At 53.2% G+C, this 23,638-nt stretch carries 22 protein-coding genes; all 22 read right to left on the bottom strand.

Annotated elements, in window-relative coordinates; all coding sequences use genetic code 11:
- Window positions 1-34: 34 nt before the first annotated feature.
- The 22 genes from ccmI to licT all read right to left on the bottom strand — a co-directional run bounded on the left by ccmI (window position 35) and on the right by licT (window position 23,035).
- A complete protein-coding gene (gene ccmI, locus MYB54_RS08825; RefSeq protein ID WP_014915768.1) occupies window positions 35-904 on the bottom strand; it encodes a c-type cytochrome biogenesis protein CcmI in 870 nt (289 codons plus the stop codon).
- Window positions 901-1,359, bottom strand: coding sequence for a cytochrome c-type biogenesis protein (locus MYB54_RS08820; RefSeq protein ID WP_014915769.1), 459 nt, complete (start codon window positions 1,357-1,359; stop codon window positions 901-903). The genes ccmI and MYB54_RS08820 overlap by 4 nt, the downstream gene beginning before the upstream one ends.
- Window positions 1,356-1,913, bottom strand: coding sequence for a DsbE family thiol:disulfide interchange protein (locus MYB54_RS08815; protein WP_014915770.1), 558 nt, complete (start codon window positions 1,911-1,913; stop codon window positions 1,356-1,358). The genes MYB54_RS08820 and MYB54_RS08815 overlap by 4 nt, the downstream gene beginning before the upstream one ends.
- Window positions 1,910-3,865, bottom strand: a complete 1,956-nt coding sequence (locus MYB54_RS08810) for a heme lyase CcmF/NrfE family subunit (RefSeq protein ID WP_248721821.1) — start codon at window positions 3,863-3,865, stop codon at window positions 1,910-1,912. The genes MYB54_RS08815 and MYB54_RS08810 overlap by 4 nt, the downstream gene beginning before the upstream one ends.
- A complete protein-coding gene (gene ccmE / locus MYB54_RS08805) occupies window positions 3,862-4,344 on the bottom strand; it encodes a cytochrome c maturation protein CcmE (protein ID WP_039314390.1) in 483 nt (160 codons plus the stop codon). Before ccmE ends, MYB54_RS08810 begins: the two co-directional genes overlap by 4 nt.
- Window positions 4,341-4,562 (bottom strand): heme exporter protein CcmD, encoded by a 222-nt coding sequence (gene ccmD, locus MYB54_RS08800; protein WP_010276482.1) that lies wholly within the window; start codon window positions 4,560-4,562, stop codon window positions 4,341-4,343. The genes ccmE and ccmD overlap by 4 nt, the downstream gene beginning before the upstream one ends.
- The gene (locus MYB54_RS08795; RefSeq protein WP_010276478.1) at window positions 4,559-5,299 is read right to left on the bottom strand and encodes a heme ABC transporter permease; all 741 of its coding nucleotides are present in this window, start codon (window positions 5,297-5,299) and stop codon (window positions 4,559-4,561) included. Before MYB54_RS08795 ends, ccmD begins: the two co-directional genes overlap by 4 nt.
- Before the next feature lie 67 nt (window positions 5,300-5,366).
- Complete coding sequence (ccmB, locus tag MYB54_RS08790; RefSeq protein ID WP_014915774.1) at window positions 5,367-6,023, bottom strand: heme exporter protein CcmB; 657 nt, start codon at window positions 6,021-6,023, stop codon at window positions 5,367-5,369.
- A complete protein-coding gene (gene ccmA, locus MYB54_RS08785; RefSeq protein ID WP_248721820.1) occupies window positions 6,011-6,643 on the bottom strand; it encodes a cytochrome c biogenesis heme-transporting ATPase CcmA in 633 nt (210 codons plus the stop codon). The genes ccmB and ccmA overlap by 13 nt, the downstream gene beginning before the upstream one ends.
- A gap of 314 nt (window positions 6,644-6,957) precedes the next feature.
- Window positions 6,958-7,818 (bottom strand): heme lyase NrfEFG subunit NrfG, encoded by an 861-nt coding sequence (gene nrfG, locus MYB54_RS08780; protein WP_248721819.1) that lies wholly within the window; start codon window positions 7,816-7,818, stop codon window positions 6,958-6,960.
- Window positions 7,815-8,216: a heme lyase NrfEFG subunit NrfF gene (gene nrfF, locus MYB54_RS08775; RefSeq protein ID WP_248721818.1), complete on the bottom strand. Its 402-nt coding sequence runs from the start codon at window positions 8,214-8,216 to the stop codon at window positions 7,815-7,817. The genes nrfG and nrfF overlap by 4 nt, the downstream gene beginning before the upstream one ends.
- Window positions 8,209-10,083, bottom strand: coding sequence for a heme lyase CcmF/NrfE family subunit (locus MYB54_RS08770; protein WP_248721817.1), 1,875 nt, complete (start codon window positions 10,081-10,083; stop codon window positions 8,209-8,211). Before MYB54_RS08770 ends, nrfF begins: the two co-directional genes overlap by 8 nt.
- A gap of 21 nt (window positions 10,084-10,104) precedes the next feature.
- Entirely contained in the window at window positions 10,105-11,067 is a 963-nt protein-coding gene (gene nrfD / locus MYB54_RS08765) for a cytochrome c nitrite reductase subunit NrfD (RefSeq protein ID WP_039314371.1), read from the bottom strand.
- Complete coding sequence (nrfC, locus tag MYB54_RS08760) at window positions 11,064-11,735, bottom strand: cytochrome c nitrite reductase Fe-S protein (RefSeq protein ID WP_039481162.1); 672 nt, start codon at window positions 11,733-11,735, stop codon at window positions 11,064-11,066. The genes nrfD and nrfC overlap by 4 nt, the downstream gene beginning before the upstream one ends.
- Window positions 11,732-12,301: a cytochrome c nitrite reductase pentaheme subunit gene (nrfB, locus tag MYB54_RS08755; RefSeq protein ID WP_248721816.1), complete on the bottom strand. Its 570-nt coding sequence runs from the start codon at window positions 12,299-12,301 to the stop codon at window positions 11,732-11,734. The genes nrfC and nrfB overlap by 4 nt, the downstream gene beginning before the upstream one ends.
- Before the next feature lie 48 nt (window positions 12,302-12,349).
- Window positions 12,350-13,723, bottom strand: coding sequence for an ammonia-forming nitrite reductase cytochrome c552 subunit (gene nrfA, locus MYB54_RS08750; protein ID WP_234405982.1), 1,374 nt, complete (start codon window positions 13,721-13,723; stop codon window positions 12,350-12,352).
- Between the two features lie 502 nt (window positions 13,724-14,225).
- Window positions 14,226-15,239 (bottom strand): nucleoside hydrolase, encoded by a 1,014-nt coding sequence (locus MYB54_RS08745; protein WP_248721815.1) that lies wholly within the window; start codon window positions 15,237-15,239, stop codon window positions 14,226-14,228.
- A gap of 111 nt (window positions 15,240-15,350) precedes the next feature.
- Window positions 15,351-16,535, bottom strand: coding sequence for an alpha/beta hydrolase (locus MYB54_RS08740; RefSeq protein WP_248721814.1), 1,185 nt, complete (start codon window positions 16,533-16,535; stop codon window positions 15,351-15,353).
- Window positions 16,536-16,627: 92 nt separating this feature from the next.
- Window positions 16,628-18,268 (bottom strand): carbohydrate porin, encoded by a 1,641-nt coding sequence (locus MYB54_RS08735; protein WP_039314361.1) that lies wholly within the window; start codon window positions 18,266-18,268, stop codon window positions 16,628-16,630.
- A gap of 259 nt (window positions 18,269-18,527) precedes the next feature.
- Entirely contained in the window at window positions 18,528-19,922 is a 1,395-nt protein-coding gene (locus tag MYB54_RS08730) for a glycoside hydrolase family 1 protein (protein WP_248721813.1), read from the bottom strand.
- 35 nt (window positions 19,923-19,957) lie between these two features.
- Window positions 19,958-21,859: a PTS beta-glucoside transporter subunit IIABC gene (gene bglF / locus MYB54_RS08725; protein ID WP_248721812.1), complete on the bottom strand. Its 1,902-nt coding sequence runs from the start codon at window positions 21,857-21,859 to the stop codon at window positions 19,958-19,960.
- A gap of 312 nt (window positions 21,860-22,171) precedes the next feature.
- Window positions 22,172-23,035 carry a BglG family transcription antiterminator LicT gene (gene licT, locus MYB54_RS08720; RefSeq protein ID WP_010276421.1) on the bottom strand — a complete coding sequence of 288 codons (864 nt, stop codon included), beginning with the start codon at window positions 23,033-23,035 and terminating at the stop codon, window positions 22,172-22,174.
- Between the last annotated feature and the right edge of the window lie 603 nt (window positions 23,036-23,638).

The raw sequence follows: 23,638 nt of genomic DNA, 5'->3' as shown, positions 1-23,638 counted from the left end.
CCTCTGCTATTGATGATGAAGATAAAAAGAGGACTCACTTGCCGGTGGTTGCCTGCACCGACAGCGATGCTTTCGCCTGTCCGACGCTGCGCTCGATAACCGCACGGCGCGTGTCGTTTTGCGGGAGCAGTTTCAGCATCATTTGCCAGGCATCAATCGCATCCTGATAGCGCTGGGCTTCATAGGCATTGAAAGCCAGCAGGCTCAGCACGCGCACATTGGTCGAGCCGGAATTCATCAGTTCACGCAGCATCTCACCACCGCGCTGGCTATCACGCGGGTCGGTAGATCGCGACAGCAGATCGGCATAGTCCAGCGCCAGATCCGTATTTTTCGGATCGAGCTGGAACGCCTTGGCAAACGCCTGTACGGACATGTCGTAGTTATTCAGCAAGCCCGCAATGCGCCCCAGCATCCACCAGTCTTGTGGATTGTCCGACTGCGTCTCCAACTGGCTACGCAATCCCAGACCGAGACGCGCGACTTCTTCAATGGTCAGCGGTTCGGCGTCAGGATCCAGCGCTCGCTTCATCAGCTCCGGCGTTAACGCCACAACCTGCTGCAACTCCTGCACGCGATTAACCGCCGAGGTTTTCCAAAACACGCCAAGGCTGACAATGACCAACAGCAGCACGCCCGGCAGCAAAAACCAGCGGTTTAGCGGACGCTGTTGTGCCTTCGCGCCGCCGGGAATATCCTGCAATAGCGTATGCTGGAGTTCTTCAACCAGTTGAGCATGCTCCTGCTCATTGGCAACATCTCCATTAAGTTCACGCAGACGGTCGCGATACAGCGCCTGATTGATCGCATCGCGATCGTATTCGCCCCGTGACGACCACGGTGCAAGCAGGAGCGCAGAAAGCGCAATCAGCGATAGCACAATGACGGTTGTCAGTAACATCATTCCGATTTCTCCTCACGCCCTAACAGCGTCTGCAAGCGCTTTTTATCCTGTTCGCTCATCGGTTCTTTGGCGCTTCTGATGCGGCGTGCACGCCGGATAATCATCCACGCTCCTGCGGCCAGAAACAGCGCAGGCAGCAGCCATAATAGAATGGTAAACGGCGTGATCGGCGGTTCATACGTCACAAAATAACCGTAACGATCCACCATATAATCGACAACCTGCTCTTTCGTTTGCCCCTGCTGCATCAGCTCGTACACTTTTTGCCGCATATCCGACGCAATCATCGAATTGGAATCGGCAATACTGTTGTTCTGGCATTTCGGGCAGCGCAGCTGCATCGTCAACTCACGAAACTGCTGCTCCTGCGCGTCGTTGTCAAAACGCAAGACTTCGGATGACGCCAGCACGCTGAACGACAGCAGCAGCGCACCAAGGAAACTCAGCACTCTCATGCGCCGCCCTCCTTGCTGTATTTTTCCCACAGCGGTTGCAGCGTTTCTTGCCATACCTGCAGGTTGAGATCGCCCGCATGGCGATAGCGAATGATGCCTTTCCCGTCGATCAGGAAGGTTTCTGGCGCGCCGTACACGCCCAGATCCAGCCCCAGCATGCCGTCGCCATCAAATAAGCTCATTGCATAGGGGTTGCCCAGCGTCTTCAGCCATTCAACCGCTTTGGGGCGTTCATCTTTATAATTCATGCCCACGACGCGAATTCCCTGCGCCGCCAGCGTGTTGAGAAACTGGTGCTCCGCGCGGCACGTCGGGCACCAGGTCGCCCAGACGTTCAGCAGCAGCGGTTTGCCATCGCTCAGCTCAGATTGGCTATAAATCTTTCCCGGCTGATCCAGCGATTCCAGCCGAAACGCGGGAATCGGTTTACCGATCAGGGCCGACTCCAGCCGCATCGGATCATCACCGTCGCTGTTACGCACCAGTTGCCACAGCAAGGCAACGGCCAGCAGTAAAAATAGGGCGAGCGGGATTAACAAGATTTTGCGACTCATGATGCTGTCTCCCGAACGGCGCGACGCAGGCGATAGCGCGGGTCAAACATGCACAGGATGCCGCCTAACGCCATCAACCCCCCGCCGTACCAAATCCAGCGGATAAACGGTTTGTAATACAGCCGCACCGCCCAGCTACCGTCATCCAGCTTTTCACCCAAGGCCGCATAGAGATCGCGCGTCACGCCTGCATCAATCGCCGCTTCCGTCATGATCGCACCGCTGGTGTTGTAGAAGCGTTTTTCCGCCTTCAGCGTCGCTTCCGGTTTGCCGTTACGCGTGACCTCAATCGTCCCTTTCGCGCTTTGCCAGTTAGGCCCCACGACATCACGCACGCCTTGAAACGTAAAACGGTAATCGTGGATCGCAATGCTGTCGCCAGCCCGCATCCGCACATCCCGCTCAACGCTATAATTCTGGCTGAAGGCGATGCCTACCACCGTCACCGCCAGCCCAATATGACCGCACACCATGCCCCACTGGCTCAGTGAGAGCTTGGTCAAACCGCGCAGCAGACCATGACGACGGGTGGAACTGGTATGCAGCTCGTACATCGTTAAGAAGAACACCCACAGCGCCATCGACAGGCCAACCACCGTCATGGCAACAACGGCATCCTGTAACAGCCACGGCAGCAGCAGCGACAGCGCAGCAGTCACGGCCAGCGCAATCAGCAGCAGCTTACGCAGCTTTTGCGGTTCATCGCGCCGCCAGCGAACCAGAGGCCCCACACCCAGCAGTAGGGCAAACGGTGCCATTAACAGGGTGAACATGGTGTTGAAGAACGGTGCGCCAATCGAGATGCTGCCTAAGCCCAGCTGTTTATGCACCAGCGGCAGCAGCGTTCCCAGTAGCACGACGAGCGTCGCCGCCATCAGGATCAGGTTATTGCCGAGCAGGAACGTTTCACGTGACCAGATCGAGTTCGTGACCCGCGCCCGTACCCGGTTGCCTTTGATGGCGAACAGCAGCAACGAGCCACCGATGACAATGACCAGAAACGCAAGAATAAACATGCCGCGCGCCGGATCGGAGGCAAACGCGTGCACCGACACCAATACGCCGGAACGCACCAGAAACGTCCCCAGCAGGCAAAGCGAGAACGCGCCGATAGCCAGCAGTACCGTCCAGGCCTTGAAGCTGCCGCGCTTTTCTGTGACCGACAGCGAGTGCAGCAACGCCGTGCCCACCAGCCACGGCATCAATGACGCATTCTCCACCGGATCCCAGAACCACCAGCCGCCCCAGCCGAGCTCGTAATACGCCCAGCCCGAACCCAGCACGATACCCAACGTCAGGAATGACCACGCCGCCTGCGTCCACGGTCGGGACCAGCGAGCCCATGCGCTGTCCAGCCGTTCCGCCAGTAGCGAAGCGACCGCAAACGCAAACGCCACGGAGAACCCGACATAGCCCATGTAGAGCAATGGTGGGTGGAAGATTAACCCGACATCCTGCAACAGCGGATTGAGATCGCGCCCATCAATCGGGTAGTCCGGCAGCGTACGCGTAAAGGGATTCGACGTCAGAATGATGAACAGCAGGAAGCCGACATTAATCATCCCCATTACGGCCAGCACGCGGGCGACCGCATCCAGCGACATTCCACGGCTGAATACTGCCACCGCGAAGGTCCAGCCGCTCATCAGTAGCACCCAGAGCAGCAGCGAGCCTTCATGCGCACCCCACGCCGCCGCCACGCGATACCACACCGGCAGCGCGCGGTTCGAGTTGTTGGCTACATAAAGGACGGTGAAATCATTGATCACCAGCGCATGCACCAACACGAGGAAGGAAGCCAAAATGCATGCAAACAGTGCCCAGGCAAGAGGACGCGCCAGCGCCATCAGACGCGTATCCTGACGCGACGCGCCCCACAGCGGATACACGCTGAGCAACAGCGCGACGCCCAGCGCCAGACAGAGCAGATAATTGCCTACTTCAGGCATCATAACCGTTTACCCTCTGTGCCCGCTGCCGTTGCATGACCGTTTTGCCCTTCCATCGCCGCCTTAATTTCCGGTGGCGTGTAGTTTTCGTCATGTCGGGCAAGCACTTCTTTCGCCATGATGTGATCGTCGGTATCCAGAATGCCCTGCGCCACAACCCCTTGCCCCTCGCGGAACAAATCCGGCAGCATTCCGTTATAGGTCACATCCACGGAGCCCTGCGCATCATAAACGGTGAAGCGAACTTCCAGACTTTGGCTGTCGCGACGCACGCTGCCCGGCATCACCATGCCGCCGACGCGCAAACGCTGCCCGATCGCCGGCTTTTCCTGCGTTTCGTTCTTGCCGTAAAGAATTTCGCTGGGCGTATAAAAGAGATCGATATTTGAGCTCAGCGCATAGAGCGTCAGCGCTACCGTCAACACTGCGCCGCAGACGACGGCCAGAATGGCATAGAGGCGAGTTTTACGCGGGGCACTCATTGCGCCACCTCCATCGTTTCCGACTGGCGAGCCGTATTCTTGCGCTGCTCACGCGCCTGCTGGCGACGAATATCACTCAGCAATGCGCGACGATTCAAGAGGGTATGACCGACCAACGCACTCAGCGGTAACAGCGTTAGCACCACGGCCAGCCAGACGTAAAAGGCATAGCCGCCCATCGCAAAGAAATCCTGCCAACTCGTGAAAGCGATGTTCATCGGGCTATTCCTCCTTTATTAAGCAGCGCAGCCACCCAAGGGGCACGGCGCTGCTGTACCAGTATCAAGTTACGCAACCGCATAAGTGACAACGTCACGAACAAGCTCATAAATCCTAACATCATGATTCGCAGCGGGAGACGCATGGCGGGATCGATCGTTTTCTGCATTTTTGTCGATGCTTGATGCAGGGTATTCCACCACTCGACCGAGAAATGGATGATGGGTAAATTCACCACGCCCACCAGCACCAGAATCGCCGCCGCACGACCGGCAAGACGGCGATCGTCAAACGCGTTGTAGAGCGCGATGATGCCCACGTACAGAAACAGCAGAACGAGTTCCGACGTCAGACGCGCATCCCAAACCCACCAGGTTCCCCACATCGGTTTCCCCCAGGTGGCGCCCGTCGTTAACGCTATAAAGGTAAACACCGCGCCGACCGGTGCCATTGCTGCCACGGCAAGCTCCGCCGTTTTTGACTGTCGAATTATCCCGATCAGCGCAAATATCGCCATCACGGCATAGACGCCCATCGACCACACGGCCGCCGGCACGTGCAGGTACATGATGCGATACCCTTGCCCTTGCTGATAATCCGCGGGCGCAAATCCAAATCCCAGCAGGCAACCGCCGATCAACAGCGCCGCGCTAAGCAGGGCAAACCAGGGGATAAGCCTGCCGCAAAGGCCATAGAGGCGATCCGGCTGCGTAAGCTGATAGTTCTTTTTCAACATAACGTGTGCTCACTCTGCGTAAAACTCATCCCAGCGGGACGATGAAGGCGATCCTGAGATCGGAAAATTACTGTATGCTCACCCGCAACGCCGCCGCCGTGGCAAACGGGCTCAGGGTGGCGCTGCCCGCCAGAAAAGCACCGAGGATCGCCAGATACCCGCCCACCGGCAGTTGCATCATGGCGGCCTCGACCGCCGCCGTCGCAAAAATCAACAGCGGTATGGTGAGCGGCAAGACCAGCAGGCTTAACAACACGCCGCTGCGGCGCAGCCCGACCGTTAATCCCGCGCCAATGGCTCCCAGAAAACTGAGCGTTGGCGTGCAAAGCAACAGCGTGAGCGCCATTACCCGCCAGCCGTGGCTGTCCAGCCCAAACAACAGCGCCGCCAGCGGCGAAAGCAGTAACAGCGGCAGCCCACTGACCATCCAGTGCACCACCACTTTCGCCAGCACCACTAGCGGCAGCGGCAACGGCAGCAGCGTCAACTGTTCCAGTGAACCGTCCTGATAGTCATCGCGGAAAAGACGATCCATCCCCAACAGAGAAGCGAGCAACGCCGCCACCCACACCACGCCGGGGGCCACGCGCATCAATAGCTGCGGCTCTGGCCCAATAGCCAGAGGGAACAAAATGATGACGATCAGGAAGAACCACAGCGGGTTGAGAATTTCCGCGTTATTGCGCAACGCGACGCGCAATTCTCGGGCAATCAGACGCTGCATGATGGGGTTCCCTCACTTGGAGTCAGCGAGATACAGCGAATGCGCTGAGCGAACGGACGCAGCGGCTGATGGGTGGTTAAAATGATGATGCCGCCGCGCGCAGTATGATGTTCCATACGCTGCGTCAGCATGTCGACGCCCGCCACATCAAGCGCGGTCAGCGGCTCATCCAGAATCCACAGCGGGACGTCGGTGAGCCACAAACGCGCCAGCGCGACGCGACGCTGTTGCCCTGCCGAAAGACGCGCCACAGGCACGTCCTCATAACCTGCCAGCCCGACTGCGGCCAGCGCCTGCCAAAGTGCATTCTGCTGCTGGTGCGGATAGAAAAAGCGCAGGTTCTCTTCACCGGTCAGGGCGCTCTTGATGCCCGGCTGATGGCCTAACCACAGAAGCTGCTGATTAAACTGTTCGCGCATACGGTTGATGCGTTGCCCTTGCCAGCAGATTTCCCCTGATTCAGGCGTCGCCAGACCGCTTAACATGCGCAACAGCGACGTTTTTCCCACCCCGTTGGCACCGGCAATCTGCACCATTTCTCCCGCGCTGGCCGTAAACGACAACGCGCTGAACAGCACATGCTCATCGCGTATGCAAACCACATCGCGCGCTTCTAACATCAGGGGTGTACTCCTACTTTCTAATGCCATATACCCTAAATAATTCGAGTTGCAGGAAGGCGGCGACGCAGTGAATCCCCAGGAGCTTACATAAGTAAGTGACTGGGGTGAGCGAGAAAAGCCAACGCACATGCAGCTTGAAGTATGACGGGTATAGAATAACATGGTGCCCTTACTCCCCCTCTCGGGGACCCTAACCATAAAGAGTTAATCTGTTTTATTGAGATCAATAAAACCGGTGATTCCGGTTATTCTCGTCATTATGACGGTGCAAAAAGCTGCGCTTGTCCCTCTGATTCAAGGGGTATCGCGCACTATTTCTGGCTGTTCTTTAGCAGCGTTGCCGTGTTGATTGCTTCGATCAACTGAACGCGATTAACCCGCGGGCTGTATGTATCCAGCAAGCGCTGCCAAATCGTAATCGCGCGCGCATAGTCCGCTTTCAGGAACGCATCAGACGCCAGCAGCATCAGCGCCGTCACTTCATTGGCATCCAGCGCCAGCGCTTTATCGACCATCTCTTGCATAGGCGGCGTGACGACCTGACCCGCCTGGTAATACAGCACCGTTGCCAGCGCCGAATACAGCTCAGCACTGTCGCCCTTCAGCGCAATCGCCTGCCGATAAGCACGCAGCGCGTTGTCGTAGGCGTTACGGTAAAGATAATATTCACCCAGCTCAGCCCAGAGGACGCTGTTACCCGGTGTTTTACGAATGTTGTCCTGCAAGGTAGCAAGCTGTTTTTCCTGCTGCTGTGCGTCGCTAAAATCATGTAGCGGATCGGCCAACCGCTGGCGTTCCGCCTGAACCAGCACAGCACGCGGACTTAGCATGTAGAACGTCGCACTGCCCAACAGGATAGCGACGATCGCGGCCACAACGGCGATGACAGACATCGGGCGCGGTGCAGAAGAAGAGGATGACGTTAACGGCAGGTCGTGAGACAGTTCGCGCCCCAGCATCCTGGCTTCATGTTCAGAAAGGTACTTCCCTGCCTGCTCGCACTGAAAATGCCAGATGCGTTCGGCTAAACGCGGTAGCTTGTCATCCCCCTCCGGCTTGCGCAGGGGCAATAGCGGCCATAACAGTCCGACAGCCAGAACGACAACCGTGATGGCGACAAACACCATGCTTAATACGTTCAGGTCCAACAGGTTCACGCTTAACAGGCTCATAGGCGCGCCCCTCGGTTCTGCCGCCGCATCACCCGCCACGCGATAACCGCAATCGCTAATAGCAAAAGCAGCGGCGTAAGCCAGAGGATGCCGGTTTGCATTTTCATCGGTGGGTTGTACTGAACAAAATCGCCATAGCGCTGATTCATAAATGCCATAATGTTTGACTTGCTCTTGCCCTGCTCCACCATGGAAAAGACCTCATGGCGCATGCTGACCGCCACGGGCGAATTCGATTCCAGCAGACTTTGGTTCTGGCATTGAGGACAGCGTAACTCACCGGCAATCGCCATCGCTTCCTGCCGCTGTGCCTGACTGGAGAACGCCCAGGTATCGACTACCTGAGCCGGCACAGAAACAGCCAGCAACATGAAAAGGAGCGCCAGGTATTTAGTCATAGGCCCGTCTCCCTCTGAACCATCCCAGCAGTGCGCCCGCGATCATCAGTAAACCGCCACCCCACACCCAGCGAACGCCGGTTTGCACATAGAAACGCATCGCATAGCGGTTCTCGCCCGTTTTCTCTCCCATCACGGCATACCATTCTCTGATCGGCCCCCAGGCAATGCCCGGCTCAACCATCTGCTGTTTGCGTGCGTTGTAGTAACGGCGTTCCGGCATGACCTGAGCGATCGGTGAGTCGCCGCGATAAATCGCAATCACAGCCTGCTCTGCGGTGTAGTTCTGTGCCGCTACTAACTCCAGCTGTAAAAATCGGAAATGGTAGTCGCCCAGCGTGACCTGTTCTCCCTGACCGACATTGGCGCTGATTTCCTGCTTGCTGCCCGCAGAGAACACAATCCCCAGGGCAAATAGCGCCACACCCGTATGCGCCAGCAGCGCAGGAAGTTGCTGACCTATCGCCGACAGCGGCTGTAACCACTGCGCAGCCATAGCCCAACCGATCAGACCCGCAGCCAGTGCAACGGCGTACCCATACGGCCATAAGACCAGAGCAGTAATAACGCCGACGGCCAGCGTCATTCCTAAACGCCGGACGGGCCATCGAGTGCTACGTTTCCAGTAGCCTCCCGCCGCTACCCCGATGAGCAGCAGCATCAGACCACCGAAGGGCAAAAGCACGCGGTTAAAATAAGGCGCGCCTACGGAGATTTTCCCCCAGCCCGCCAGCCCATAGATCATCGGGTAAAGCGTGCCGAGCAGTACCACCAGCGCGACAGCGCTGAATAACAGCAGTACCAGCAGTATCGCCATTTCCCGCGACCAGCCGGAGAAACGGGCAGCAGAGCGGACAAGCTGAGCACGCCAGCCATAAACCGCCAGCGCCGCCATACTTAAGCAGGCAAACAGGATAAAGAGAGGCACTGCGCGATCATGTTCGAGGGCGAAAGCATGGACGGAAACCAGTATCCCGGATCGCACAATCAACGTGCCCAGCAGGCATAAAATGAACGTCAGCAGCGCCAATATCAGCGACCAATGGCGGAATATACCGCGCATGCGGGTGACAGACAGGCTGTGCAGTAATGCGCTGGCCGTAAGCCACGGAAGTAGCGAGGCGTTCTCTACCGGATCCCAGAACCACCATCCTCCCCAGCCCAGCTCGTTATAGGCCCACCACGACCCGAGGATGATCCCCAGCGTTAACAGGCTCCAGGCGGGCAGCGTCCAGCGCCAGCAAATCCAGGCGGCTGGCGCAGTAAACGCACCGTGAATCAGGGCGGCCAGCGCCAGCGCCGCACTCACGGTTAACCCGCCATAGCCCAGATAGAGCAGCGGTGGATGGAGGATGAGGCCAATGTGTTGCAACATGGGATTGAGATCCCTCCCCGCCACCGCTGGCGGGAAGAGACGCACAAAAGGATCGGAAAAGAACAGAATGAACACCAGCAGCGCGGTCGAAATCACGGCCAGCATCGCCAGCGTCAGTGGAAACAGATCGCTCGTCGCCTTGCGATAGCGGCAGGCAAGCATGGCACTCCAGCCAGTTAAACATAACAGCCACAGCAGCAGCGATCCTTCATGCCCGCCCCAGACCGCCGCAATTTTTAGCCCCAGCGGTAAATCACGATGGCTATGCTGGGCAACGTAGTTAACGGAGAAATCATCCTGCACCACGCTCAGCGTCAGCGCGATAAACGCGAACAGCACAAGGCCAAACAGTACTAACGTCCAGCACCGCGCCAGCCGGTAAGTGCCCGACCAGCGCAGGGAGTAGCCTGAAAATGTCAGCAACGCCGTCGCCACACCGACGCAAACCGCCAGCGACAGCGCGACATACCCAAATTCTGGCAATAACAACATCAACGGGCCTCTTGCTGGGAATTAGACAACGGTTAACTGCCCCGCATAGAGGATAAAGAAACGCAGTAGCAAAACGCCCACCAGACTCAGGCCGCACACCGCCAACACGCCATAAGGTGAATGCTGTCGGCTAGCCCATGACTTGAGCAGCAAGGGAATAACTAATCCAATCCCTACTACGCCCAGCCAGAACCACACGGCCCAGAATCCCCCGCCCACGGCGGCCACCAGCGCCCGCTGCTTCCCATCGTCCCCTAAAGCAAGGCCGATAAAGAACGCGAACAGTAAGAAGATCTCTAACCACACGACTGGCGTTTCGACACGATGGATAAAGTGCGCTTCTTCACTATGCGGATTGCGGCGATAGCGGCAGGCCATGGCGATCAGCGCCACGGCCGCACCGGAGGACACCCCTGAAAACAGGAATAAAGCCGGCAAGATCGGGTTATTCAGCAGCGGATAGGTTTTCAGCGCGGAGAGTAAAAATCCGGTGTAAGCCCCTAACATCACCGCCAGCAGCAACATCACGATATCCAGCGATTTCTGCAGCGGTGCCAGCCAGCCGAGCACCTTGGGAACGAGGGTCAGCTTCGGTAGCCAGCGCTGTTGCAGCACGATAACCTGCTCGCTGAAAATGTTGACCAGCCAGACCGCCAGCGCCGCCATATAGACCTGAAACAGCATGACCCCAACGGACATCACCGAGGTAAAGCTGTAATGGAACATCAGTTTCCAGAACGTCCAGGGGCGCGTCAGGTGGAAGATCAGAATCAGCAATCCAAAGATGATGGTGCACGGTGCAAGAATCAGCGTTGTGCGCATGAGCGTACTGTCGGCGGTTGCCTGCTCGGGGTGGTAGCGCCGCAGCAGGGCCGCCAGCGTCACCAGCCCCGCAGAAATGCCCACCAAAAACAGGTAAATCGCAATCGGCCAGTCCCAGACTAACGAATCAAAATGGAATGCGCTTGAAGACACGGGCGTCATTGATGAACCTCCCCGTATTTAAACGGTACGCGATAAACCTTAGGACGAGTGCCGAGCGCGATTTTGTAGCGATACGTCGGCTGTTGACGAAGCAGGCGGGAAATCTCGCTGTCAGGATCGTCAAGGTTGCCGAACGTCAGCGCGTTAGTCGGACAAGACAACACACAGGCGGGCAGTTTTCCGGCCTTCAGGTTGGTCTTGCGGCAAAAATCGCACTTATCCGCCGTTTTCGTCTTCGGATGGATAAAGCGCACTTGATAAGGACAGGCAGCAAGACAGTATTGGCACCCTACGCACAGGTCGGGATTCACATCTACAATGCCGCTCGCCGCATCACGGTATGACGCCCCAGTAGGACACACGTCAACACAAGGTGCATGATCGCAGTGCTGACAAGAGTGACGGAAAAAGCGATATTTCACGTCAGGAAACGTCCCGATTGGTTCGCTGCGAACGATCGTCAGGCGCGAGACGCCCTCCGGCACCTGATTGACTTCCCGGCAGGCATCCATGCACGCCGTACAGCCGATACAGAGCGATTCATCGTGGATCATGCCGTAGCGGACGCCGTTGATATTCAGCGTCTGTGCGACGACCTGCCCCGCCGTACTGGTGATGGCAATCAGCCCCCCCATACGGGCAAGAAATTGACGACGAGAGCAACTCATGGCTGCCTCTTATTACCCAGATGAACTGAGGCTGGGTTGAAGTCTGGGTTATTGCGCTGATCGCTATGGCAATCCACACACAGTTTGATGCGACTCTTGTCGTTCAGCGTCTGCATACTATCCTGCGTGGGGTGCAGTTGATGGCAGCTGGCACAGGCCACTTTCGCGACGTGCACATCGTGTGGCCAAAACGATTTCTGCAGCTGTTCCGGCGTATGGCATGACATACAGACGCTGTTTTGCTCTTCCACCTTGTACATCGGGAAGTTAAAGCGCATGACATCTCTAACGCCTTCGCGGTGCATCGGCGATGGCTTGCCGTGACAGTTGATGCAGGTCAGCTGTTTTTGATTATGCGGGTTGACGGCGGAGGCATGCTTGCCTTGCATGCCATCCTCTTCCGGTTTATGGCACTGTAGACAAGCCTCATCGGGATTGCGCTGCGGCATGACCTCCCAGCGCTCTCCTTTTTCCGCCTGAGGTGCGGGCTGCGTCAGCCCTGGCAATGCCCAAAGCATGCCTGATACCAGCACCCCGGCAGTCAATAACGAACGTAATACGCTCATATCCACTCCACTTTATGATCGCCCGCGTCCACGGGCGATGAGGGGTTATTAGTTCAGTCGTCCCGCTTTACGCGCTTGCTCATCCCACTGCGGCACTACCGTGTTCAGGAAATCCTGTTTTTCGGCGTTGATTTGCTGCATGTTGAGCCCAATTGCCTGCTGCGCTTTCTCTTTCGTCGAGATATCCGGCAGCTTGATTTCTCCTGTTATTCCTTTCTGGGCCAACAGGCGCACCAGCTTGGTTCTCGCCTCGGCGGATTTACTCAGCGAAGTGCCAAGCATCCGTAAGCCTTCATCCGGCGCATGCATGTGAATACCGTGAGAGGCAACCGCCAGATCCCAGCGCCATTGCGCATGGCGGATATCCATCAGAATCGGCTGCATTTCTGCTTCGGTTGCACCGGCATCCCAGGCCGCTTTCGCCTCAAAGTGCGCGTGAACCAGTTGCGCTTCTGCTTTCAGTTTTAAGTCCTGAATGGCCGTTTTACGTTCAGCAACAACCGCCTGCATCGCCGCTTTATCCTGCGTGTGGCAATTGGTACAGGTTTCGCCGTAATTGTCGAAAGGGTTACCTATCTTGTGATCGGTATACAATTTACCGTCCGCGTTTTTCACTTTCGGCATATGGCAGTCGATACAGGTCACGTTGTTTTTACCGTGAATACCAATGCTCCAGGTTTCATATTCTGGATGTTGGGCTTTCAGCATCGGTGCGCGGGAAAGGGAGTTGGTCCAATCGGAGAAGGAGATCGCGTCGTAGTATTTTTCCATGTCTTCGACTTTGGTGCCGTTATCCCATGGAAATTTCACCGCCTTGTCTTTACCGGAAAAATAATACTCAACGTGGCATTGTCCACAGACCATAGATTGCTGGCCAAACCGACTGGATTGATCAAATGGTTTACCAATCGCTTCCATTGCGCGCTCAGCGTAAGGACGGGACAGCGTCAGCGCCGGTTTTCCCTGAGCGAAATCCGGGGACGCGGTATCATGGCAGTCTGCACAGCCGAGATCGTTAGTAATCTCCGGCCCGCCTCGTGCCCATTTGCCTTTGAAGTAACCGTCCTCACCTTCCTGTTGAATCAAGCGGGCGACGTCCGGGCTTTTACAGCTCCAGCACGCCATCGGCAGAGGGCCATCTTCTGCCGTCTTTGGTGCGCCGGTACGCAGCGTTTCACGCACATCCGTTATGGCATAGGCGTGGCCGCGCGGCTTGTTATAGTCTCTGGAGAAGGGATAACCCGCCCAGAGGATCACCATCATGGGGTCTTCTGCCAGCGCATCGTGACGCTCAGATTGTTCACTGGTCGCTTTCCACGAGTTGAACTGATCGGGGTGTTGATTGGTGAATACGGAGTTTCGTGCTTCTATCGGGGCGGGAGGGGGTGACGCCGGAGCATCAGCGGAATAGGCTGGCATCATTAGAAAGAGACTGGCTACCATGCCCCACAGATAGGAGACTGACATGCTTATCCTGACCATGCGTTTGTGTCCAAATTAAGCCGCCTACTGGCGGTCATTTTAGTTATCCATTTGACAGAAACCACAACAACTGTCGTGACATTACTCACCCTATGAATAACAAAAAGATGCATTCAAAATATTGTTTTCGATCAAAGGTAAAGAAAAGTAATGAATCGTATCGAAAGTTATATGAGGCGTATCTCAGTCATGGAGAGTGGGCATCACCAGGTGAGATGAGGGACTTAAACGTTGATGGCTTTAAAATCAATCACTTAAAAAATGGGTATTTACGTATCAAAGTAGGTGGCGAAAACACTGGGATAACGTGTCCATATCGGCCGTTCATCCCAGTGTATTTGCTGATAAAGCGTGGCGTTTTGCCTGATAGAAAAAATTCAGGAGCTCAATAAGTGGGGCTTAAGTGAAAAATATTGCCCCAGAGTACGCACTTCTGGGATTTTTATTTCCCTTGGCCATAGACCAACGCCAGCTTGGCGTAGAAATCTTCCAGCGTGAAGCGGGCATCAACCGCGTTATACACCCGAATCTGACGCGCATTGTCCTGCGGTGCATAGGTCAGATCGTCGTTTAACTGCGGTGCGTTGACCAGCGTATAGTGGTATTCGTGGTCATCCAGCAGCAGCGAAACCGCGGGGTTATCACCCAAGACCCAGACTTCACTTTTCGGCCAGGGAACGTCTTTGATGGTTTCGGAAATCGCACGGTTAAACTCGATCAGCTGTTGCCATAGGTACTCCCCGACTTTCCCCTGCGGCTTAACGCGCACGGCAAGTTCAGACAGCGAGACGCGCACGGACATATAGACATTATGCGGAACCTGCCACAACGGCACCTGAGACTTGAATACGCTGTTCGCCGCAACCGGATCGTTGAACATATTATATTCCCAGCCGCCTTTCGGATAAGGCATGCCGCCAATCCACACCACCGTCATTTTGCTGGCGATCTTTGGTTCAGCCTGCAATGCAGCAGCGATATCCGTAATCGGCCCCATGACTAACACAAACAGCGGATGCGAGTCGTCTTTTAACGCTTCCTTGATCAGCATTTGCGCCCCTTCACTCAACGCAGGCGCACCACCGTCGGCTTTCAGGGCGTGTGTCGCACCGCGATAAACAGGAATGTCCGTTTTTCCCATCACGTTCATCAGGCGCTGAAGCTCGTGGTAGCTTTCCATCATGCTATTTTCGCCATCACGTTTCATCAACGGCGCGGTACGGGAGTAATGGGCAGCAATCAGCCCTTTCACCTGCATCGTCGGCGTCAGTACCGCATGAGCCACGGCAAAATCATCGTCAGCCTCGTTTTTAGCATCGGCGCTAATAATGACGCGAATCTGCTTATGGTCAGCAACGTCAAAAGGGGAATTTTGAGCCTGTGCGCTGAACGCACTGAGGAAAGGCAATGCCACGATCAACAGGGCAAAACGGGAAAAGTATCTGCGAATAGACATGATTATCCTTAACACTAACGGTGCTTGGCCGTCGTTGATATGGCAGCTCAGCGATTCGGGCTGCCATCAGAGAAGCGGGCATGCGACGACGCGGCCCGCAGCATGAAGACGCTATTTAAAAAGCTTCTGAACAAACTCACTGTAGGCTGGTCGCCAGACATCCATTTCATGGCCGAGATTCGGATAATGGCGGTAGTCAAACCGGATATTTTTCTGCTCCAGTGCCGTTTTCAGACCCGCAATATCCTTACCCGTGATGTTGTCAGTTTCGCCAATCACCACCGTGAAGTTATTCAGTTGCTGATTAATCTGCTCCGGCCGCTCAAGCTGTGCAGCAACGGCCGTGTTCGGCACCGTTTCGGTGGTCACGCCGCTGAACGTCGCCAGCCAGCCGAAATGATCTAAGTGACTCATGCCGGATACCAATGCCTGATAGCCGCCCTGCGACAACCCGGCCAGCGCCCTGCCGTTTGCATCCTGACGGACGTTAAAACGTTTGCCGATCTCGGGGATGATGTCATGAATGAGTTCCCTGTCCGCCGCTAATGCATTGCGCGGATAGAACACCTTGCGGCGCTCCTGCGGGGGATACTCTTCCGGGATAATGCCGGGAACGTCCGTTTCCGTATCAGGAATGACGACCAGCATCGGCTCAATCTTTTTCTCCGCCAGCAGGTTATCCATCATCTGCGGTATCCGCCCCTGCACCACGGCTGATGCGCCCGTATCGCCAAAGCCATGGTAGAAGTACAGCACCGGCAGCGGTTTTGACGATTCGCTATAGCCCGGCGGCGTCCAGACATACACCTGACGCTCTGATTTCAAGGCTTTCGAGTGGTAGGTCAGCGTTCTCAGCTCACCGTGTGGTGCCTGACGCACGTCCAGAATACTTCCCGGCACCAGAATCAGGCTGGTATTCACCTGACGCTGCGGTTTGGTAAACGCCGTGCCGGTATCAATGGTGCGAAAACCATCCACACTGAAGAAATATTCATACAGGTTCGGTGCCAACGCTGGCGTTTTGAACGACCATACGCCAGATTCATCTTTCGTCATCGCATGGGACACGATGCTATCGGGCGTCGAACCGGTAAAAACACTGACCTGCTTCGCCGTTGGCGCAAACAGGCGGAAAGTAATACTGCTATCCGCGTTCACCGCCGTGACGTATTCACTCACAGGGACAGTTGCCGCGGGCATAACAGGAAAATCGGCAGGGAGCGCAGAAGCGTTGACAGAAACACCCGTCAAGACACCCAGAGCTAATAATGATAAAGATATTTTCTTCATGTTCATTCGCATAATTCCATCCCGAATATCACGTTATCGAGTCTGTTTTTGCTAAATGTAGCGGCACCGCCGAAGCGATGCCGATGTGGTGACAGCGATTACCACCAAACTTCCGCTTGAACACCCACGGAGAATTGATCGCTCTTACTGTCGTTAAAGGTGGCTTTACTGATATCGTTATCTTCAATTTTCAGGTAAGAACCATAGAACCGAATCTCTGGACGAGAATTCAAGATACTCGTGTCAACTTTAAGCGCATGGTACAGCGTGGTTTTATAACCTGACTCGTGATAATTCACACCATTGGCCTTATTGGTTTGGTTAAAATATGCCAATTCGACCCCAGTCTGGTTAAATTTATCCCAAATATAAGCAGGACGTAATACCGCACGGATGCTGTTGAAATCGGTATGCGCTCCCGTGTCATAGCTGTATATGTCATTACCTTGTGAATAAACCAGCGCATTCGCCATAATGACATCATCACGCAGATACATTTCTCCTTGCGAGATCGCGCGGAAGGCATTACCTGAATGATTACCATAGTAGTCACCATTACGGCTATACGTCGGGTTAGCATCAGAGATATTAGCAAAACCGCTGGCAATAGAATTACTCGCACCTTGCACGGTGAATTCATTAAATCCACCGTTATATAATCCTTGACGTAAAATGACACCCGCGGTCCAGGCATCTTTCAATTTATACGATAAACCATCGATTTCATTATTATTCTGCACATTGCTCTTATTGGCTTTCGCATATTTACCAATCAGAGACAGTGTTGCATTATCCCACAGCGGAATGCCTTTATAACGGATATCAACCGCATTGGTATTGACCTGATTTTTATCTTTCTTCGGATCATTATATACAAATCGCCGCGCGTTAACGTCTTCACGGTTCAAAGAGACATCAAGTTTACCCACGCCCAGTTGCCAGTTCTCAATACCTACACCGCCCGCCGCTTCTGAACGGTGGCTTTTCCAGTCAAGCATCTGAATTTCATAGACTGGCAGGGTATTTTTACCTACCCAAAAATCAGCCTCTGGGGCGAATGGCAAGAACCCTTTTGTATTGACGTACATCTGGGAGAATTGCAGTTTATTTTCATTATCGGCGTCTTCGCCAAACCAGGCGCTGTTGTACTGCATACCCACGTTACCATCCAATTGGATGACGGCGTCGACACGTTTATTCCCTTCTGCATAAACTTTTTGGCTCAGTATGAGATCGAACCAACCACTGTGCTCATTACCAAAACGCCCTAATGAACCAATCGCATACGATTTTGGTGCGCCATGATCGGCCGTGGCCCATCCAGAACGGAAATACCCCGTATAGCTAAAGCCAATATCATCCTTAACGAACTTACTCACTTCAGCTAACGTTAATGGTTTCTGTTCTGCACTTGTCGCCGCATCAGTCGTATTTGTGGCGGGTTGGACAACAGGCGCAAGAACCACCTGATTAGCCGATGACGTGCCAGAAGATGCAACAACCAGTGGTTTATCTTTTGCCGCAGAGTTTGCAGCAAGACGTGCTTTATTTTCTGCGTTCGTCTTATATTCACGAAACTCTTTTTTCGTTGACTGCAATTCGGCTTTATTTGCCGCCAGTTCTTTCTCCAATAGCTCCAATCTTTCCTCTACGGTCAACTTCGCGGCCATAGCACCATTAGACAAAAACACTGACGACATCAGTAATACCATCATCTTTACAGGGAATTTTTTACGCATATTTATTATCCGAGTAGGGTACATTATTAGATTTAAAACGAAACCATTCCGACGCCAGCCGATGGCTCGTCTATTTATAAAAAGCTTTTTGAAAAATCCACATAACCGTTTATATAATTTAATGGCTAGTCCATTTCCTCCGCTTCATCTTATTTCCTCGCCATCTTTCCCATGGGTAGTAAAAAAAATAGAGTTCGCATTCATTCCAGAGTTTATTTTCCTGAGAATGAATGCGTAAATGATTCATCAATGCGGTGCTTTACTTCAACGTTTCGCCATTAGAGGAAATGACCTCTTTATACCAATAGAAACTTTTCTTACGCCGACGTTCTAACGAACCGTTCCCTTCATCGTCACGATCGACATAAATGAAGCCATAGCGTTTTGACATTTCGGCTTTTGATGCACTGACCAGATCGATAGGGCCCCAGCAGGTATAACCCATCACCTCAACGCCATCTTCCAGCGCTTCACCCACTTGATACAGGTGATCGTTCAGGTATTTGATGCGATAGTCATCGTTAATGCTGCCATCGCTTTCGAGTTTATCTTTGGCACCCAGACCATTTTCCACAATGAACAGCGGTTTTTGGTAACGGTCATACAGATAGTTCAGGATATAGCGCAGCCCTTCCGGGTCAATCTGCCAGCCCCACTCCGAGCTTTCCAGATGCGGGTTCGGCACCATATTCAGAATATTGCCGCGAGCTTTCTGGTTCACTTCTTCATCGGTGGTTACGCAGCCCGTCATGTAATAGCTGAAAGAAATGAAATCAATCGTTTCCTTCAGCGACTGGCGATCGTCTTCCGTTACCGTCAGCGTAATACCGTGCTGTGCAAAGAAGCGCTTCATGTACGCCGGGTAGTATCCTCGGGCTTGGACATCACCGAAGAACAGCCAATCACGGTTCTGCTGCATCGTTTCCATGACATCCGCGGGTTTGCAGGTTAATGGATAGAACATGGAACCCAGCATCATATTGCCGATTTTGGCATCAGGGATGATGTCATGACACGCCTTCACCGCTTTCGCACTCGCAACAAGCTGGTGATGAATCGCCTGATAAATATCCTGCTTACTACTCTCGGTAGGTAAACCAATCCCTGTAAACGGTGCGTGCAGCGCACAGTTAATTTCGTTGAACGTCAGCCAATATTTCACTTTGTCTTTATAGCGCTGGAATACCGTGCGAGCGTAACGTTCGAAGAACGTAATCGTTTCACGGCTTCCCCAGCCGCCGTAATTCTTCACCAGACCATACGGCATTTCATAGTGGGACAGCGTCACCAACGGCTGAATCCCGTACTTCGCCATTTCATCAAACAGGCGATCGTAAAATGCCAGCCCTGCCTCATTCGGCTGGGTTTCATCGCCCTGCGGGAAAATGCGCGTCCAGGCAATAGAGACTCTCAGGCATTTGAAGCCCATTTCAGCAAAGAGCGCGATATCTTCGGGGTAGCGGTGATAAAAATCGATCGCCGTGTCTTTGATTCCGCTGTCGCCCGGCGTACGCGTGACGATCTCGCCAAAAATACCCTGTGGCTGTAAGTCGGACGTTGATAACCCTTTACCGTCCGTTAAGTACGCACCTTCAACCTGATTGGCTGCGATCGCGCCGCCCCACAAGAACTCTTTCGGAAACTGATGGCTCATATTTTCTCCTCCCAATTGGGTCGTAAATTTCAATGTCAGCGAATTAACGTCAGCAACGCGCCCTGCTCTTGCACGGTGTCTCCGGCAGTAGGCAGAACATCAACGTAATCTTCGCTATTGGTGATAATGACGGGCGTTGTGGTGTCATAGCCGGCTTTCTCAATCGCCTGATAATCAAACTCCACCAGAAGATCACCCTGCTTCACGACATCGCCTGTCTTGATGTGTGCAGTGAAATACTGACCGTCCAATTTCACCGTATCGATACCAACGTGAATGAGCACCTCGGCTCCGTCTTCCGATTCGAGCCCAATGGCATGATTGGTTTTAAACAGCGAAGCAACCGTACCGTTCACCGGAGAAACCACGCGCCCGGCCAGCGGTTTAATCGCAATCCCTTTTCCCATTAAGCCACTGGCAAACGTTTCATCGCCGACTTGTTCAAGTGGCAGAACCATACCGTCGATCGGGCTGTTTATCTCTTGCTTGCGCATTGCATCATTCTGACGCTGTGTGGCTTGTGGTGCCGCCGCAGGTGCATTTGCGTCTGTCGCTTTTTCTTCCGCGGGAATCCCAAATGCCCAACTCGCGGCGGCAGCAAAGGTAAATGAAATCACCGTACCAATAATGGCGGCCCAGACCGTGTTATCGACACCGGTCGGCGGGATAACCTGAGTAAAGGTAAAGATGCTCGGGAAACCGAAGGAATAGATAGTGGTATGGAAGTACCCCAGAATGGCGGCGCCCATTGCGCCCCCCACACAACCAAAGATGAAAGGACGTTTCAGCGGCAGCGTGACGCCATACACAGCAGGTTCGGTAATACCAAAGATTGCCGCCGAGAACGCTGAACCAGAAATCCCTTTCAGCTTCATATCACGGGTACGCAGCAACACGCCCAGCACCGCCCCTGCCTGCCCTAACACCGCAGGAACTAGTAGCGGCATCATGGTGTCATGCCCCAGCACGCTGAGGTTATTGATCATCAGCGGCGTTAAGCCCCAGTGCAGACCAAAAATAACAAACACCTGCCACAGCGCCCCCATCAACGCGCCTGCAATCATGGAGTTCAGCCCGTAGATCAGTTGGTAACCGCTGGCCAGCATGTGCCCAAGCCAGGTTGCCGCCGGACCAATCAGCAAGAACGTGACGGGAACGGTAATGCAGAGGCACAGCAGCGGCGTGAAGAAATTGCGGATATTGATATGCAAAATAGCATTCAGCGGTTTTTCCAGACGTGAAGCAAGCCAGGCCGAGAAAATAATCGGAATAACAGAAGAGGCATAATTGATGAAGGTAATCGGAATACCCAGGAAATACAGTTGTTGGTAACCTGCATTTTGCATGGCACCAAATTCAGCAATCATGGAAGGATGCACTAGCGTGGCACCAATCACCATAGTAACAAATGGATTACCACCAAATTTCTTCCCTGCGGTATAGCCTAATACTACCGGGAAGAAAAAGAATAATGCATCGCTTGCTGCAAACAGAACTTTATAAGTTCCGCTGCTTTCAACCATCCAACCACAGGCCAGACTGAGTGCCAGAAAACCTTTTAAAATACCCGACGCCGCCATTACTCCAATTAGCGGCGTAAATATCCCAGAAATAATATCAATGAAGCGAGAGAAGATATTTCCTTTTTTCTCATCGCCGTCTTCATTACCTGATGCGTCAGCCTGATCCGTCAGTCCAGCAATATTCTGTAAACTGCCATAGACGTCACTGACATGATTGCCGACGACGACCTGAAATTGTCCGCCACTTTCAACCACCATGATCACGCCTGAATTATTTTTCAGCGCAGCGGCATCCGCTTTTTTGTTGTCTTTTAATTTAAAGCGTAATCGGGTTGCGCAATGCATCACGCTAATGATGTTGCCACGTCCGCCGACACCATCGAGTATCTCTGTTGCTAATGCTTTGTATTCCATCGTCTATCCTTAATACTAAACAGACTTAAATATCAATAATTTAAGATTGCCAGATCTGTTTGAGACAAAAAAAAACCTAAATCGCTTTTCCCAATAAGCATTGAGAAAACGATTTAGGTTTTGCCTGCCCGCCTAGACTAGCCTGACAGTAACAATCCTGCTTGTTTGTCGGCACAGTAGTCGTGCTGACAATAAAACCAACTTCATCTGATAATTTACTTTCCACATACTCTATGCTTTAACTTTCACCGTACGCAAGGACATTTATCTTGTCATGCTGTTATTTTGTGACGAAAAGCAAATTAACAGAAATTACTCTCCATCACCTGGTTCTATTTTATCCTGACCTTCTGTCCGTACGCGTTCGATATGAATCGTTAAGAACATCAACTCTTCTTTCGTTAACGTATACTGATACTTTTGAATAATATGAACCTGTATTTTCTCTGCACAGCGATAAGATAATTGATACCTTTCCTTCACGACATCATGTAATGATTCATCATCACTAAATACCGTGCTTTTTCCTATTAGCCGCTGCGCAAAAAATTTCAAATGCGTCACAAAACGATGATAACTTAACGCCTGTTCATTATAATCCAGACTCAGCTGATATTTTACAATGTTCAGTATTTCCTGCATGATTTTGGTAATCTGCAAGACTTCCGGCATTTCGCTGTCGAGCTGCGCATTCACCAAATGCAGTGCAATAAACCCCGCCTCATCTTCCGGTAACCGCACGGCCAAACGCTGCTCAATAATATCCAGCGCCTCCAGACCAACCGCGAATTCCTTTGGATACAGGCGTTTTATTTCCCATAACAGCACATTGCGGATATCCACCCCTTGCTTATGGCGCTCTATCGCAAAGTGACAGTGATCCGTTAAGGAGATGTAGACGCTGTTTTGCAGTTTTCCGGGCAAACGGTCTTTTGCCAGCAGAATGATCTTGTCTGCCGTCGTGATGACATCCATCGGAATCTCTGACAGCAACTCCTGTAGACGCGATGTCAGCTCGCCGGATTTCATCACAAACACACGTTCAATCAGCGTTTCGTCCAGCAGGTCGCCAGAGTGCTTTTTGAAGCCCAGCCCTCGTCCCATCACAACCGACTCATTATTGTTTTCGTCGATTACGGTGACGACATTATTGTTGAGTATTTTGGCAATCTTCATTTTTCAAACCCTGGAAACAAAAAAACCAGACACCCGTAGCAAGAACGAGCATCTGGTTTTGCCTGCTTACGCAGTAACAATCCGCAATGGCAGGTAAACTACCATTTGCATTCCTCTTCTCAAGGAGAATGACACAAAAACGTGATACGGATCGACAGAAAAACGTGCCGCTTACACGCGTTTTCTTTATTTATTGTGTGCCGTTACAAGAATCAACCACTTGCAGCCCGTTGCCGTCATACCGTATTGATACGGTGGGTTTCTTAGGCAGTTGCGCAACAAAGTTAGGTAAAAACACCAAATCGATCAGTTTTTTGCGTAAACACGACAAAATATTCAATTTCATCCCTTTTACCACCTTGTTTCTCGTCGCTTAATAACTATAATACGGAACGTCGTTTCAATTGAATGGTTTCAGCTAAACAACGTGCCACTATCAATAACATTATTATCAACGGCATCGCCAACGCGACTCCCGCAGATCTTATGCGACGAGCAGTTGCGCACTTCATCACCCATTCACGACGACCATCTATACTTACCTCCTATACTGTTTCCTCATACATTCTTTCCAGCGGCCTGTCTCGCCTCGCCACTGGATCA

The organism is Pectobacterium nicotianae, assembly GCF_023272715.1.
GTDB lineage: Bacteria > Pseudomonadota > Gammaproteobacteria > Enterobacterales > Enterobacteriaceae > Pectobacterium > Pectobacterium brasiliense.
This window is presented reverse-complemented; position numbering and strand designations above follow the sequence as displayed.